At 51.4% G+C, this 14,168-nt stretch carries 12 protein-coding genes; 7 read left to right on the top strand and 5 right to left on the bottom strand.

Annotation, left to right across the window (positions count from 1 at the left end; all coding sequences use genetic code 11):
• Positions 1-16 precede the first annotated feature (16 nt).
• The 3 genes from pgk to tkt form a co-directional block, all read right to left on the bottom strand.
• Entirely contained in the window at positions 17-1,180 is a 1,164-nt protein-coding gene (gene pgk / locus A7983_RS04545; protein WP_005973111.1) for a phosphoglycerate kinase, read from the bottom strand.
• A 72-nt stretch (positions 1,181-1,252) separates the two neighbouring features.
• The gene (epd, locus tag A7983_RS04550; protein WP_039478949.1) at positions 1,253-2,269 is read right to left on the bottom strand and encodes an erythrose-4-phosphate dehydrogenase; all 1,017 of its coding nucleotides are present in this window, start codon (positions 2,267-2,269) and stop codon (positions 1,253-1,255) included.
• 315 nt (positions 2,270-2,584) lie between these two features.
• Entirely contained in the window at positions 2,585-4,579 is a 1,995-nt protein-coding gene (gene tkt, locus A7983_RS04555; RefSeq protein ID WP_005973106.1) for a transketolase, read from the bottom strand.
• A 409-nt stretch (positions 4,580-4,988) separates the two neighbouring features.
• Between tkt and loiP the strand changes: the two genes are divergently transcribed.
• Complete coding sequence (gene loiP / locus A7983_RS04560; RefSeq protein ID WP_005973104.1) at positions 4,989-5,741, top strand: metalloprotease LoiP; 753 nt, start codon at positions 4,989-4,991, stop codon at positions 5,739-5,741.
• Positions 5,742-6,414: 673 nt separating this feature from the next.
• Positions 6,415-6,960, top strand: a complete 546-nt coding sequence (locus A7983_RS04565; protein WP_005973101.1) for a helix-turn-helix transcriptional regulator — start codon at positions 6,415-6,417, stop codon at positions 6,958-6,960.
• 58 nt (positions 6,961-7,018) lie between these two features.
• Here the strand turns inward: A7983_RS04565 and speA are convergent, their stop codons facing one another.
• Both speA and A7983_RS24115 read right to left on the bottom strand, forming a co-directional pair.
• The gene (speA, locus tag A7983_RS04570; protein WP_005973098.1) at positions 7,019-8,998 is read right to left on the bottom strand and encodes a biosynthetic arginine decarboxylase; all 1,980 of its coding nucleotides are present in this window, start codon (positions 8,996-8,998) and stop codon (positions 7,019-7,021) included.
• The gene (locus tag A7983_RS24115) at positions 8,991-9,149 is read right to left on the bottom strand and encodes a hypothetical protein (RefSeq protein ID WP_005973095.1); all 159 of its coding nucleotides are present in this window, start codon (positions 9,147-9,149) and stop codon (positions 8,991-8,993) included. The genes speA and A7983_RS24115 overlap by 8 nt, the downstream gene beginning before the upstream one ends.
• A 559-nt stretch (positions 9,150-9,708) precedes the next feature.
• Here A7983_RS24115 and metK point away from each other — a divergent pair.
• From metK to gshB, 5 genes are all read left to right on the top strand, one after another.
• On the top strand, positions 9,709-10,860 hold the full coding sequence (gene metK / locus A7983_RS04575) for a methionine adenosyltransferase (protein WP_005973092.1): 1,152 nt from the start codon (positions 9,709-9,711) through the stop codon (positions 10,858-10,860).
• A gap of 123 nt (positions 10,861-10,983) precedes the next feature.
• Positions 10,984-11,496, top strand: a complete 513-nt coding sequence (locus tag A7983_RS04580) for a SprT family zinc-dependent metalloprotease (protein ID WP_039478947.1) — start codon at positions 10,984-10,986, stop codon at positions 11,494-11,496.
• A gap of 96 nt (positions 11,497-11,592) precedes the next feature.
• Complete coding sequence (gene endA, locus A7983_RS04585) at positions 11,593-12,291, top strand: deoxyribonuclease I (RefSeq protein WP_005973087.1); 699 nt, start codon at positions 11,593-11,595, stop codon at positions 12,289-12,291.
• Between the two features lie 115 nt (positions 12,292-12,406).
• Complete coding sequence (gene rsmE / locus A7983_RS04590) at positions 12,407-13,141, top strand: 16S rRNA (uracil(1498)-N(3))-methyltransferase (RefSeq protein ID WP_005973084.1); 735 nt, start codon at positions 12,407-12,409, stop codon at positions 13,139-13,141.
• Between the two features lie 11 nt (positions 13,142-13,152).
• Positions 13,153-14,112, top strand: coding sequence for a glutathione synthase (gene gshB, locus A7983_RS04595; protein WP_005973082.1), 960 nt, complete (start codon positions 13,153-13,155; stop codon positions 14,110-14,112).
• Positions 14,113-14,168 lie beyond the last annotated feature (56 nt).

The following is a 14,168-nucleotide window of genomic DNA, read 5'->3' on the forward strand; positions in this document are numbered from 1 at the left end:
CAGCCCTTACCTTAAATTACTGCTTAGCGCGTTCTTCCAGCATAACGACTGCTGGCAGTTTTTTCCCTTCAACGAATTCCAGGAATGCGCCGCCGCCAGTAGAAATGTAGGAGATTTTATCTGCAATACCAAACAGATCGATCGCAGCCAGCGTATCGCCGCCGCCTGCGATAGAGAATGCGTCACTCTCTGCGATAGCACGCGCGATGATCTCGGTTCCTTTACGGAAATTCGGGAATTCGAAAACGCCAACTGGGCCATTCCACAGGATGGTCTTGGCATTTTTCAGAATTTCAGCCAGACGCTCTGCGGAAACATCACCCAGATCCAGAATCTGCTCTTCATCTTTGATGGCGGTAACAGACTTCAGGGTTGCCGTTGCAGTTTCAGAGAATTCTGACGCCACGCGCACATCGCTCGGTACAGGAATATCACAGGTTTCCAGCAGCTTCTTCGCTTCAGAAATCAGATCGGCTTCGTACAGGGATTTACCCACGTTGTGGCCTTGTGCAGCAACGAAGGTATTCGCGATACCACCACCGACGATCAGCTGATCGGCGATTTTAGACAGAGAATCCAGTACAGTCAGTTTGGTAGAAACTTTAGAGCCACCCACGATGGCGACCATCGGACGTGCGGGTTCGCTCAATGCTTTACCCAATGCTTCCAGTTCACCAGACAGCAGCGGGCCCGCACAGGCGATAGTGGCAAATTTACCCACGCCGTGGGTTGAAGCCTGCGCACGGTGTGCCGTACCGAAGGCATCCATCACGAACACATCGCACAGCGCCGCGTATTTCTTGGACAGGACTTCGTCGTCTTTCTTCTCGCCTTTGTTAAAGCGGACGTTTTCCAGTACAACCAGCTCGCCTTCGGCGACATCAACACCATCAAGATAGTCTTTCGCCAGACGTACAGGAGAAGAGAGTTTCTCTTTCAGGTAGTCAACGACAGGCAGCAGAGAAAATTCTTCGTTGTACTCGCCTTCGGTCGGGCGTCCCAGATGGGAAGTGACCATAACGCGAGCGCCTTGTTTCAACGCGATTTCGATGGTCGGCAGAGAGGCACGGATGCGCGCATCAGACGTCACTTTCCCTTCTTTTACTGGTACGTTCAGATCCGCACGAATAAGAACACGTTTACCAGCCAGATCCAGATCGGTCATCTTAATTACAGACATGGTGAATCCTCTTGTTGATTCTCTTTTAAAGTTGCTTGAGCGAGATAGCGACCCCTGATCGCTACCGTCGTACTAGAAACCGCAGGCTGCCATCGCCCGTGTTGTATCCAACATCCGGTTGGCAAAGCCCCATTCGTTATCGCACCAGACTAATGTTTTAATCAGGTGCTGACCACTGACCCGAGTCTGCGTGCCGTCAACAATGGCACTGTGCGGATCGTGGTTAAAATCAGCCGACACCAGCGGCAATTCAGTATAATCAACTATACCACGAAACGACTCATGCGCTGATTTTTGCAATAGTGCATTAATTTCATTCACGTTTACGGCTTTCCTGACGCTAACGCTCAGGTCAATTGCCGTGACGTTAATCGTCGGCACCCGCACCGAGATCGCCTCAAAACGATCGACAAACTGCGGAAAAATACGGGTGATCCCTGCCGACAGTTTGGTATCTACCGGAATGATCGACTGACTGGCAGCGCGTGTACGCCGCAGGTCGTGATGGTAAGCATCGATCACCGGCTGATCGTTCATCGATGAGTGGATCGTCGTCACCGTCCCATTCTCGATACCGAAGGCATCATCCAGCAGCTTGATCACCGGGATAATACAGTTGGTCGTGCAGGACGCATTTGAAACAATGCGGTGCCCGCTTTCCAACTGATGGTGATTGACGCCGAACACCACTGTGGCATCCAAATCCGTCGTTCCCGGGTGAGAAAACAGCACTTTCTTTGCGCCTGCCGCCAAATGGGCTTCCCCATCTTCCCGGCTACCGTAGACACCACTGCAATCCAGTACGATATCTACACCGAGTTCTCGCCAGGGCAATGGCTGAATCTCTGCCTGATGCAGTAGACGAATACAATCATCGCCGACATAAAGCTGGTCGCATTCCTGACGAACATCCCACGAAAAACGACCGTGACTGGAGTCGTACTTGAGCAAATGCGCCATGCCTTCCGCGCTCGCCAGCTCGTTAATCGCTACCACGGTAATCTCGGCTCGGCGGCCCGATTCATACAATGCACGTAAAACACTGCGGCCTATGCGGCCAAAACCGTTTATCGCAATACGGATCGTCATGGCGTTCTTTGTGGTTCCTTGTGTCATGGCAGGTATGCTCAATGCATAGAATATACCCTTCTTAGACACCAGAGAACCCCTAGCGGAACGCAGTCAGCACAACAACTGAAACGCTTCAGCTAGAATAAACGAATTAACGCATAAAAGAAATATTCTCGTTTGGCACACGCCAGAAGAGTGACCTGCGTCATAAAACTAAAAAAACGGGAGTTGGAGAGAGGGCAAAATGTGCAGAGCAGTGGGGAAAAATTAAAGATGAAAAAAACCGCCAGCGTTAGCTGACGGCTTCTTATGTCGGGAGTGTAGCGTGGCTAATTACTTCAGCAGCGCCTGCGCTTTTTCGACCACATTATCGACGGTGAAGCCGAATGCTTCGAACAGCAGTTCAGCCGGAGCCGATTCGCCGAAGCTCGTCATACCGACAATCGCGCCGTTCAAGCCGACGTACTTGAACCAGTAATCCGCAATACCCGCTTCAATCGCCACACGTGCTGATACCGCTTTCGGCAGCACCGCTTCACGGTAGGCTGCATCCTGCTTATCAAACGCATCCGTTGACGGCATTGATACCACACGTACCTTACGGCCTGCGGCAGTCAGTTTGTCATACGCACCAACAGCCAATTCGACTTCAGAACCGGTGGCAATCAGGATCAGCTCCGGCTGGCCGCCGCTGTCTTTCAGCACGTAACCGCCTTTCGCCACGTTCGCCAACTGTTCAGCGGTACGCGTCTGTTGTGCCAGATTCTGACGTGACAGGATTAGTGACGTCGGGCCGTCCTGACGCTCGATAGCGTATTTCCACGCCACCGCTGTTTCCACCTGATCCGCTGGACGCCAGTTGCTCATGTTCGGCGTCACGCGCAGGCTGGCCAGTTGTTCAACCGGCTGGTGCGTCGGGCCGTCTTCGCCCAGACCGATAGAGTCGTGGGTGTAGACGTAGATGCTGCGGATTTTCATCAGCGCGGCCATACGCACCGCATTACGGGCGTATTCCACAAACATCAGGAAGGTTGCAGTGTACGGCACAAAACCGCCATGCAGCGAAATTCCGTTGGCAATCGCTGTCATGCCGAATTCACGCACACCGTAGTGGATGTAGTTACCCGCGTGGTCTTTATCCAGCGATACCGAACCGGACCAGATGGTCAGGTTGCTCGGCGCTAGGTCGGCAGAACCGCCCAGGAATTCCGGCAGCAGTTTGCCGTAGGCTTCCAGTGCGTTCTGCGAAGCCTTGCGGCTGGCAATTTTCGCCGGATTCGCCTGCAAGTCTTCGATAAATTTCTGTGCGTCAGCCTGCCAGTTGGCTGGCAGCTCACCGCCGCTGCGACGTTTGAACTCGGCAGCCAGTTCCGGGTACGCGCTGGAATAGGCGGCAAACGCCTCGTCCCAGGCCGCTTCCTTACGCTGACCGGCCGGTTTCGCATCCCAAGCAGCATAAATATCAGCAGGGATCTCAAACGGCGCATGCGCCCAGCCTAGCTGTTCGCGGGATGCAGCAACTTCTGCATCGCCCAGCGGTGCACCGTGGGAGTCGTGCGTACCGGCTTTGTTCGGTGAACCAAAACCAATCACGGTTTTGCACATCAGCAGCGACGGCTTGTCGGTGACAAGCTGTGCTTCGCCGATGGCGCGCTTGATAGCGTCCGCATCGTGACCGTCTACGCCGCGCACGACGTGCCAGCCGTAGGCTTCAAAGCGGGCCGCAGTATCGTCGGTAAACCAGCCTTCAACGTGACCGTCGATGGAGATGCCGTTGTCATCATAAAACGCAGTCAGTTTGCCAAGCTTCATGGTGCCAGCCAGCGAACAGACTTCGTGGGAAATCCCTTCCATCATGCAGCCGTCACCGAGGAAGGTGTAGGTCTGATGATTAACGATTTCGTGGCCCGGACGGTTGAACTGCGCCGCCAGCGTGCGTTCGGCAATCGCCATGCCGACGGCGTTGGCAATACCCTGACCCAGCGGGCCGGTGGTGGTTTCGACGCCAGCGGTGTAGCCGTATTCAGGGTGGCCCGGCGTTTTAGAGTGCATCTGACGGAAGTTTTTCAGTTCTTCAATCGGCAGGTCGTAGCCGGAAAGGTGCAGCAGGCTGTAAATCAGCATGGACGCGTGGCCGTTAGACAGCACGAAGCGGTCACGGTTAGCCCAGTTAGGGTTGGCCGGATTATGGTTAAGATAGTCGCGCCACAGTACTTCGGCGATATCGGCCATGCCCATCGGTGCGCCCGGGTGACCGGATTTGGCTTTCTGCACCCCATCCATGCTCAGCGCACGGATAGCATTGGCAAGTTCTTTACGAGAGGACATGCTTGACTCCAGATCGGATTGAACGAATACCTTCCCGAATAACTCATACTAATCAGTTAGTTAAGCAGGAATGACAAAATAAATATGATTACAAATGTACATGAAAAATGTAGCGAATGCACATGGAACCGTGAGTAAAAAACAGGGATTAATCAGCTAACGAATCAATCGCGGTTCTTTTGCCAATTGTGCAGTTGATTACAGTACCATACGCCCTGTTTTCCAGTAGCTTCGCCTTTACCTATCGTGCTTTTTTGGAACGCGTGGCAACAAGATTTATCGACTGTTGGCTAGCGCCAAAAAATAAAAATCAGATTTTCCGATCTATTTCTCTATGCTTTTTTCGGGTAGTTTATACCCGCTTTTATTTCGCATTAAAAACAAACACAATCGTAGGGAGATGATTTTTATGGCAATTCGTTCCTCTGTGCTGGCTCTGTGTGTCGCAACCTTGCTGACCGGCTGCCAGAACTTAAACACCAGTACCTTAATGCAATCCGGCGCGCAGGCTTTCCAGGCGGCAACGCTCAGCGATGCTGATGTTAAAACACTCAGCGATCAGTCCTGTGTGCAAATGGATAAAGAGGCAAAAGTTGCCCCGGCTGACAGCAAATATACGCAGCGTCTGAATAAAATTGCAGATGCACTGGGACACGATATCAACGGTACGCCAGCGAATTACAAGGTGTATTTGACAAAAGATGTTAACGCTTGGGCAATGGCTAATGGCTGTATTCGTGTATACAGCGGCCTGATGGACATGATGAATGATAATGAAGTAGAAGGTGTACTCGGCCACGAAATGGGCCACGTTGCACTGGGACACACCCGCAAAGCAATGCAGGTGGCCTATGCTGCGACTGCCGCACGTACCGCCGTTGCTTCTGCTGGCGGCGTGGCAGCATCATTATCGCAATCACAGCTAGCCGATTTGGGCGAAGAACTGGTTAATTCCCAATTCTCTCAATCTCAGGAAAGTCAGGCTGATGACTATTCCTTTGATCTGCTGAAGAAACGCGGCATCAAACGAGAAGGCCTGGCAACCAGCTTTGAGAAACTCGCTAAACTGGATGCCGGTCATGAGAGCAGTATGTTTGATTCCCATCCTTCATCTGAAGGGCGCGCCAAACACATCCGTGAACGCATCGCTACCGAGAAGTAATCACACGCTCTGATTACCCGCAAGAATATCCCCGGGCAATTGAAAAAATCTCAATTGCCCGTTAGTCATCCGACCACTATCATCCCCGCCGTATTACCTGTAAGCTGTTGGATAACAGCGATCTCTAATTGCTTCAATCCTCATCATGATAGGATTTAAGAATTAATAAATATAAATAGATAGTTATTTTCAATCATATTTACTGTCCCGTTCTCTTTTTAAGAAACGATGCTCAGCAGATTTCCAGATGCTGGAAAGCAGAAGAAAGTGAATGTAGTGACATACGGACAAACAGGCAGCCGCGATTAACGCAGAGACTCACGCCGCAATAGCAGGAAGGATGGGATAACCCCATGTATTTAAAGATAGAAATAAACCAGTAAATCAAGCATACTATGTTACGCCGATAAGAATTTTTCCAGTTTGTTCATAGAGATAGATAATAAAATCGGTTGTCGCTTCCACAGATTTATCTAGAGGCTCCAGCTTTTAGTGATGCAAGACACTTCAGGGTCGCGATTTCCTAATAGCTGGACAACATCAGCAACGATTATTGGTTTGTGACCACTTTCAGACAATAAACTCATATGTGTTAAAAATCATGGATGTGAGAATTTTCAGTAAATGCAATTTTACCACGGTAGGATTACGGGAAATCCTATCGAGCATACCTATGCTCTCGATAAAACCGGTCAATAGGTTTACGCTGCAGCAAGGAAAGAAAAAGTGTATTTTCATCATTGACGGTAGTAGCGAAGGCTTTGAGGAATACCATGAGTCGATAAGAACCCACTTTTATAATATGGCGTCATCGTTCATTATCATCAATAATTCCCCCAATCACCCCCCCGTGTGCATTGACGAAAAAACGGTCCTTATTTCAAAATCGGCACACATTAATTCTTTTTATAAATTGCTCGATGTCGTCCATTATCACGATCGCCGTCTATTCAGCCCCGTCAGGCTATCGAAATCTGAATATGCGGTATTTCAGTATTGGAGTGCGGGTTACTCAGCAGAAACGATTGCCGATCTTATCGGGTTAAATAAGAAATCAGTACTGAACAGCAAATCAAGATTACTGAATAAATATGGCGTTCAGGATAAAAACTCCCTACTGCTTATTGCTAAAATTATCTTCAAAGACAGCGTCATTGCAGAATTTGATTCCCTTCCCAAACCAGCAACCGATATCAATATAAGTCATTCGCTTATCTGATCGCCGACGAAAAAAAGGGATGCTCACTTGCATCCCTTTTCACTCAACCCATCACCACTTATTCATCTTCTAAATAAGTATAGCCATACAGCCCGGTTTCAAACTCTTCCATGAACTGCGCTTGAAGTTCAGCATCAAGGTCGGTTTCTTTCACCTGATCGCGGAAACGGGTCATCAACACTTTGGGGTCAAGCTGCACATATTCCAGCATATCGGCAACCGTATTCCCTTCGTCAGACTCTTCAATCTCAACGGTGCCGTCCTGGAAGACAAACACGTCAACGGTCGACGTATCGCCAAACAGATTATGCATGTTACCCAGAATTTCCTGATAGGCACCCACCATAAAGAAGCCTAACAGCGGCGGGTTTTCCGGATCGTAAGGCGGCATTGGCATCGTCGTCGCGATCCCATCGCCATCGACATAATGATCGATCGTGCCATCGGAATCACAGGTAATATCCAGCAGGACAGCACGACGCTCAGGCGGCTTATCCAATCCTTCCAGCGGCAGTACCGGAAACAGTTGATCGATACCCCATGCATCCGGCATGGATTGGAACAGCGAGAAGTTGACATACAGCTTGTCAGCCATGCGTTCCTGTAATTCATCAATCACTGGTCGATGCGCTCGATTGCTCGGATCCAGTTGTTCCTGAATCAACTGACAGATGCTCAGATAAAGCTGTTCTGCTTTTGCACGCTGCGTCAGGTCCAACATGCCGTGCGTGTACTGGGTATGCACATCATGCAAGTCCATTTGGCTGTCATGCAACCACTCACGCAGCGAACGGCGTTTCCCCGGCTGTTTGATTTCTTTCCAAGTTGACCACAGGCTCTCCAACGCACGCGGAGCGTCTTCTTCTGGCTCGGTAGGTTCGCTGAATTCGTTACGTTCAACACCGATAATATTGGAAACCAACACGGTATGGTGTGCGGTGACCGCACGGCCAGATTCGGTGATAACCGTCGGATGCGGTAACCCGTGCTCGTTACAGGCGTCGCCGATGCCCCAAATCACGTTGTTAGCGTACTCGTTCAGACCATAGTTAACTGAACAGTCAGACTGGGAACGGGTTCCTTCATAATCCACCCCCAAACCGCCACCAACGTCAAAGCACTGGATATTCACGCCCAGCTTATGCAGCTCGACATAGAAGCGCGCAGACTCACGCACGCCCGTCGCGATATCACGGATATTCGCCAACTGCGATCCCAAATGGAAATGCAGCAGTTGCAGGCTATCTAATTTCCCAGCCTCACGCAGCATCTCAACCAGTTGCAGTACCTGAACCGCCGCCAGACCAAATTTGGATTTTTCGCCGCCGCTGGATTGCCATTTACCCGATCCCTGAGACGCGAGACGTGCGCGAACGCCGAGGCGTGGCACCACATTCAAACGTTCCGCCTCTTCCAGCACCAGTCGGATTTCAGACATCTTCTCGATGACCAGATAAACCTTGTGGCCCAGCTTTTCGCCGATCAGTGCCAGACGGATATATTCGCGATCTTTGTAGCCGTTACACACAATGACGGTACGGGTCATACCCGCGTGGCCCAGTACCGCCATCAGTTCAGCTTTTGAACCCGCCTCCAGACCCAGCGGCTCACCGGAATTAGCCAATGACTCAATGACGCGACGATGCTGATTAACCTTGATCGGATAAACCAGAAAATAGCCGCCTTCATAGCCAAACGATTCGCGAGCCTGTTTAAACGCCGCGTTAATCGAGCGTAGGCGATGCTGAAGAATTTGCGGAAAACAGAACAGCGCAGGCAGGCGCTGATGGTTATCTCTCTGCATATCTTTGACCAATCTGGCCAGATCGACGCGGGCTTCTGGGACGTCGGGGTCTGGACACACGCTAATGTGGCCTAATTCATTGACGTCATAATAATTATTGCCCCACCAGGCAATATTGTAGGTACGAAGCATTTCGCTGGCATTACGGTCATTCATGGCAACCTCCTGCATAGAGCGCAAATTTTCATGTTTACCCGTCGCTGACGAGCCGTGATGAATCATGTCGTCAGACATAACGAACCTCTTCTTTTTCTAGACTGCTGATCACATCAGTACCTGAATAAACAGCCCACATGAGCATACCTGCAACATGCGGCATCGACAGTGAAAAAACCGGCGTAGTGAAGTATGCCGTCACTTTATTACTCTTATTAGTGTAAAACACGTTGTCAGGCTCCGTGTTACGGGTCGAGGAAACTCGTTGTGAAAACCACCGGGCGAACGTGACCAGAAAGGCGTTAAACGCTTCTGGCAGAAAGAATAACAGGCAGATTAACCAGCCCTGGAGTCCTGTGTTGAATTTAACGACAGGCTACGTCTGGAAACGGAAAAGAAGGGTTGAGTCGCCGACGCGATAGCGTCAAAAGGGACGTATTGCGAAGGCAATACACTCAGTAAACAACGGATCATTAATCCAATCACCTCCACGCGCGCCGCAGCCAATGCGGTCAGCTATCAATGAGAAATTTAAGATGTTGCAGATTGCACCATCGCTCGCCGTTTTATACCTACATGCTACTGGAAAAGCAAAATGAAAATTACCGCCAGTCATCTCCTGTAAAAGAAAAAATGGCCGATGATAAAAGGACGATGGCGCGCTAATGCGAAAAACTACTGGCACTGAGACCAAAAGGTGACCTAGAATAGCCATCCAGATGTTAATCCGTCTATACCGATTAACTGATATACTGCTTAACGGCTTTGATTTGAAGGTAAAGAAACTCATGGCTAAACACCTTTTTACGTCCGAGTCAGTCTCTGAAGGACACCCAGATAAAATTGCTGACCAGATTTCTGATGCGGTTCTCGACGCCATTCTGGAGCAAGATCCAAAAGCGCGTGTCGCTTGTGAGACCTATGTAAAGACCGGCATGGTGTTAGTCGGTGGTGAAATTACCACCAGCGCCTGGGTCGACATCGAAGAAATTACCCGTCGTACCGTGCGTGATATCGGTTATGTCAATTCTGAAATGGGCTTTGACGCTAACTCTTGCGCCGTACTGAGCGCCATTGGCAAGCAATCTCCTGACATCAATCAGGGCGTTGACCGCCGCGATCCGCTGGAACAAGGCGCGGGCGACCAAGGTCTGATGTTCGGTTATGCGACCAACGAAACCGACGTACTGATGCCAGCCCCTGTGACATATGCACACCGTCTGGTCCAGCGCCAGTCAGAGGTTCGCAAGAGCGGTTCTCTGCCGTGGCTGCGCCCAGATGCGAAAAGCCAGGTTACGTTCCTGTACGACGATGGCAAGATTGCTGGTATTGATGCCGTGGTACTGTCTACCCAGCATTCAGAAGACATTAGCCAGAAAGATCTGCATGAAGCGGTGATGGAAGAGATCATCAAACCAGTTCTGCCTGCTGAGTGGTTGTCTGCCAACACCAAATATTTCATCAACCCAACCGGACGCTTTGTTATCGGCGGCCCAATGGGTGACTGCGGCCTGACGGGTCGTAAAATCATCGTTGATACCTACGGCGGCGCAGCACGTCACGGTGGCGGTGCGTTCTCTGGTAAGGATCCGTCTAAAGTAGACCGTTCTGCTGCCTATGCTGCACGCTATGTTGCCAAGAATATCGTGGCCGCGGGTCTGGCCGATCGCTGCGAGATTCAGGTGTCCTACGCTATCGGCGTAGCGGAACCGACGTCCATCATGATCGAGACCTTCGGCACAGAGAAAGTGTCTACCGAGCAACTGACGCTGCTAGTGCGCGAATTCTTCGATCTTCGTCCTTACGGCTTAATCCAGATGCTGGATCTGCTGCATCCGATTTATCAGGAAACGGCAGCCTATGGTCACTTTGGCCGTGAACATTTCCCATGGGAAAAAACGGACAAAGCCGCGCAGTTGCGTGACGCTGCCGGTCTGTAATCTGGCGATGCAACAAACACCAAGCGGCGAATGAAAATTCGCCGTTTTTCATTCTGACTTCCCCGCTGTTTCCCTCTATTTCGCCTATTGCGTCTCCCTGCCACTCAATTTATGCTCACAGAAATGAACACTCCCCGAATCCCCATTGCCAGCCATCAGGCTGTGATGCGCTGCCTGCGTGATAAGTTGCAGCAGGCCAATCTCACCTTGCAGGCCGACTACGCTGAACCCACGGTGAACTACCAGCAACGCGGTTCAACCGCAGGAACAGCCTGGCTACAACACTGGGAAATTCGGCTGAATCCCATTTTGTTGCAGGAAAATCAGCAGACTTTTATCGATGAAGTCGTTCCTCATGAGCTGGCTCATCTGCTGGTCTACGCGCGTTTTGGTCGTGTCGCTCCCCATGGCAAAGAGTGGCGCTGGATGATGGAAAACGTCCTGCACGTCCCGGCGAAACGCACGCATCGGTTTGCCGTGCAATCCGTGCAGGGGAAAACCTTCACCTACCTCTGCGATTGCCAACGGCATGAGCTCACAATCCGTCGACACAATCGGGTACAACGTGGTGAAACAGAATATCGCTGCCGTCGTTGCGGGAAAACATTACGTCATGATGTAACAAATTCTATTTAAACCGGAATTTCCAGTTTTAAAAACTGCTTTTACGTTTGCCTGCCGCCGGGACATCCGGTAGTCTGCCAACTTTACCGCCTGGGGATTATTTGGAATATGCTACGCAAAATTCTCGCTATCGCCGCCGTTGGCGCGGGTCTGTTTTCGGCCACCGCACAGAGTCAAAACATCAATAATTTTTCGCAGGCAAAAGCCGCCGCTGTCGACATTAATCGCGATGCGCCGGGGTCGTTCTACTGCGGCTGTAAAATTACGTGGCAGGGCAAGAAAGGTACACCCGATCTGGAATCCTGCGGTTATCAGGTCAGAAAGAATGAACAACGTGCCAGCCGCATTGAGTGGGAGCACGTTGTTCCCGCCTGGCAGTTCGGCCACCAGCGCCAGTGCTGGCAGGATGGCGGCAGAAAGAACTGTAACAGCGACCCCGCCTACCGTGAGATGGAAACGGATCTGCATAACCTGCAACCCGCTATCGGTGAGGTTAACGGCGATCGCGGCAATGCCATGTATGGCCAGTGGAACGGTGGTGCATCCCAGTATGGTCAATGCGAGATGAAGGTCGATTTCAAAAACAATCTGGCAGAGCCACCGACTCGCGCCCGCGGCCAGATCGCACGCACCTATTTCTACATGCGCGACCGCTATCAGTTACGCCTTTCTAGCCAGCAGACTCAGCTCTTTGAAGCCTGGGATAAGCAGTACCCCGTCACGCAATGGGAATGTACCCGCAATCAGCGCATCGCCGCAAAACAGGGAAACCCTAATCCCTACGTTCAACAGGCTTGCCAGCGCTAATTCGTCTACCTACTATAGCGAATCAGTTTCCAGCAAAACTACCGTCGGATGACGGTAGTTTTGCCTATTTTTGGCGCACCTGTGCCGGCACCTCATTCAAAGGTCTTAATTCAGTATGCGAGTACCACGCATTTTTCATCCCGAAACACTCCCCCTTAACGGTGGTGAAGTCGAACTGAGCGACGATGCCGCCAACCATGTCGGTCGCGTGTTACGCATGAATACGGGTCAGTCATTGCAGCTATTTGATGGCAGCAATCATGTCTTTGATGCAGAAATCATCGCGGCTGGAAAAAAGAGTGTGCGCGTTAGCGTCACAGCAGGTAAGTTGGAAGACAAAGAATCTCCCCTGCATTTGCATCTGGGACAGGTGATGTCGCGCGGCGAAAAGATGGAATTTACCATTCAGAAATCCATCGAGCTGGGCGTCAATGTTATTACGCCGCTGCTGTCTGAACGCTGTGGCGTAAAACTGGATGCAGACCGTATGGAGAAGAAAATTAGCCAGTGGCAAAAAATCGCGGTTGCCGCCTGTGAACAGTCTGGTCGCAACTGTGTGCCGCTGGTTCGGCCAGCGATGACGCTGGAAGCCTGGTGTGCGGAGCAAGACAACGCGCTGAAATTGAATCTGCACCCACGTGCTACACAGAGTATCAATACGCTACCGCTGCCGGTAGATCGGGTTAGGTTGCTGATCGGCCCAGAAGGCGGACTCACCGCCAGTGAAATTACCATGACCTCAGAACACGGATTCACTGATATCCTGTTGGGGCCACGCGTTTTGCGCACAGAAACCACTGCACTCACCGCCATGACCGCCTTACAGGTACGTTTCGGCGATTTGGGGTAAAGGAGAAAAGAATGATCAAACTCGGTATCGTGATGGACCCGATTGACACCATCAATATCAAGAAAGACACCAGCTTTGCCATGCTGCTGGAAGCACAGCGCCGTGGTTGGGAATTACACTATATGGAGATGAACGATCTCTATATGCATGCTGGGGTCGCGCGAGCAACAACGCGCCGCCTGAGTGTCCAGTACGACTACGACGGCTGGTACGATTTCTCTGGCGAGCTGGATATCGCGCTGGAAGAGTTGGATGTGGTGTTGATGCGTAAAGATCCACCGTTCGATACGGAGTTCATCTACGCCACCTATATCCTGGAACGCGCAGAAGAGAAAGGCACGCTGATCGTCAACAAGCCGCAAAGCCTGCGTGATTGCAATGAGAAACTCTTCACGGCCTGGTTCCCACATCTGACACCCGATACGCTCGTCACACGTCGTGCAGACAAACTGCGTCAGTTCCATGAAAAGCACGGCGACGTTATTCTCAAACCGCTGGACGGCATGGGCGGCGCGTCTATTTTCCGTTTGAAGCAGGATGACGCCAACGTCTCTGTCATCATCGAAACCCTGACCGAGCACGCCAGCCGCTACTGCATGGCGCAAAATTACTTGCCTGCGATTAAAGACGGCGACAAGCGCGTGCTGGTTGTCGATGGAGAACCCGTTCCCTACTGCCTGGCGCGTATTCCCAAAAGCGGTGAAACACGCGGCAATCTGGCAGCCGGTGGTCGCGGCGAAGCACGTCCGCTGACCGAAAGCGACTGGAAAATCGCTCGCGACGTCGCACCAACGTTAAAAGCCAAAGGCCTCATTTTCGTTGGTTTGGACATCATCGGTGACCGCCTGACAGAAATTAACGTCACCAGCCCGACCTGCGTGCGTGAAATCGAAGCGGCCTACCCGGACGTGTCCATCACTGGCATGCTGATGGATGCCATTGAAAAACGTCTGGCTGCACGTACCCGCTAATACCAGAGACACCAGATACGCTATCCGGCCCGCGCAACACGGGCCGTTTCTCCAAC

Source organism: Pectobacterium wasabiae CFBP 3304 (assembly GCF_001742185.1).
In the GTDB taxonomy this organism is placed as follows: Bacteria; Pseudomonadota; Gammaproteobacteria; order Enterobacterales; family Enterobacteriaceae; genus Pectobacterium; species Pectobacterium wasabiae.

Excerpts from the sequence above, each read along its gene's own strand:
- gshB (WP_005973082.1), top strand. The coding sequence starts at position 13,153 with ATGATCAAACTCGGTATCGTGATGGACCCGATTGACACCATCAATATC.
- loiP (WP_005973104.1), top strand. The coding sequence starts at position 4,989 with ATGGCAATTCGTTCCTCTGTGCTGGCTCTGTGTGTCGCAACCTTGCTG.
- pgk (WP_005973111.1), bottom strand. The coding sequence starts at position 1,180 with ATGTCTGTAATTAAGATGACCGATCTGGATCTGGCTGGTAAACGTGTT.
- rsmE (WP_005973084.1), top strand. The coding sequence starts at position 12,407 with ATGCGAGTACCACGCATTTTTCATCCCGAAACACTCCCCCTTAACGGT.
- speA (WP_005973098.1), bottom strand. The coding sequence starts at position 8,998 with ATGTCTGACGACATGATTCATCACGGCTCGTCAGCGACGGGTAAACAT.
- A7983_RS04565 (WP_005973101.1), top strand. The coding sequence starts at position 6,415 with ATGCTCTCGATAAAACCGGTCAATAGGTTTACGCTGCAGCAAGGAAAG.
- endA (WP_005973087.1), top strand. The coding sequence starts at position 11,593 with ATGCTACGCAAAATTCTCGCTATCGCCGCCGTTGGCGCGGGTCTGTTT.
- tkt (WP_005973106.1), bottom strand. The coding sequence starts at position 4,579 with ATGTCCTCTCGTAAAGAACTTGCCAATGCTATCCGTGCGCTGAGCATG.
- A7983_RS04580 (WP_039478947.1), top strand. The coding sequence starts at position 10,984 with ATGAACACTCCCCGAATCCCCATTGCCAGCCATCAGGCTGTGATGCGC.
- metK (WP_005973092.1), top strand. The coding sequence starts at position 9,709 with ATGGCTAAACACCTTTTTACGTCCGAGTCAGTCTCTGAAGGACACCCA.
- epd (WP_039478949.1), bottom strand. The coding sequence starts at position 2,269 with ATGACGATCCGTATTGCGATAAACGGTTTTGGCCGCATAGGCCGCAGT.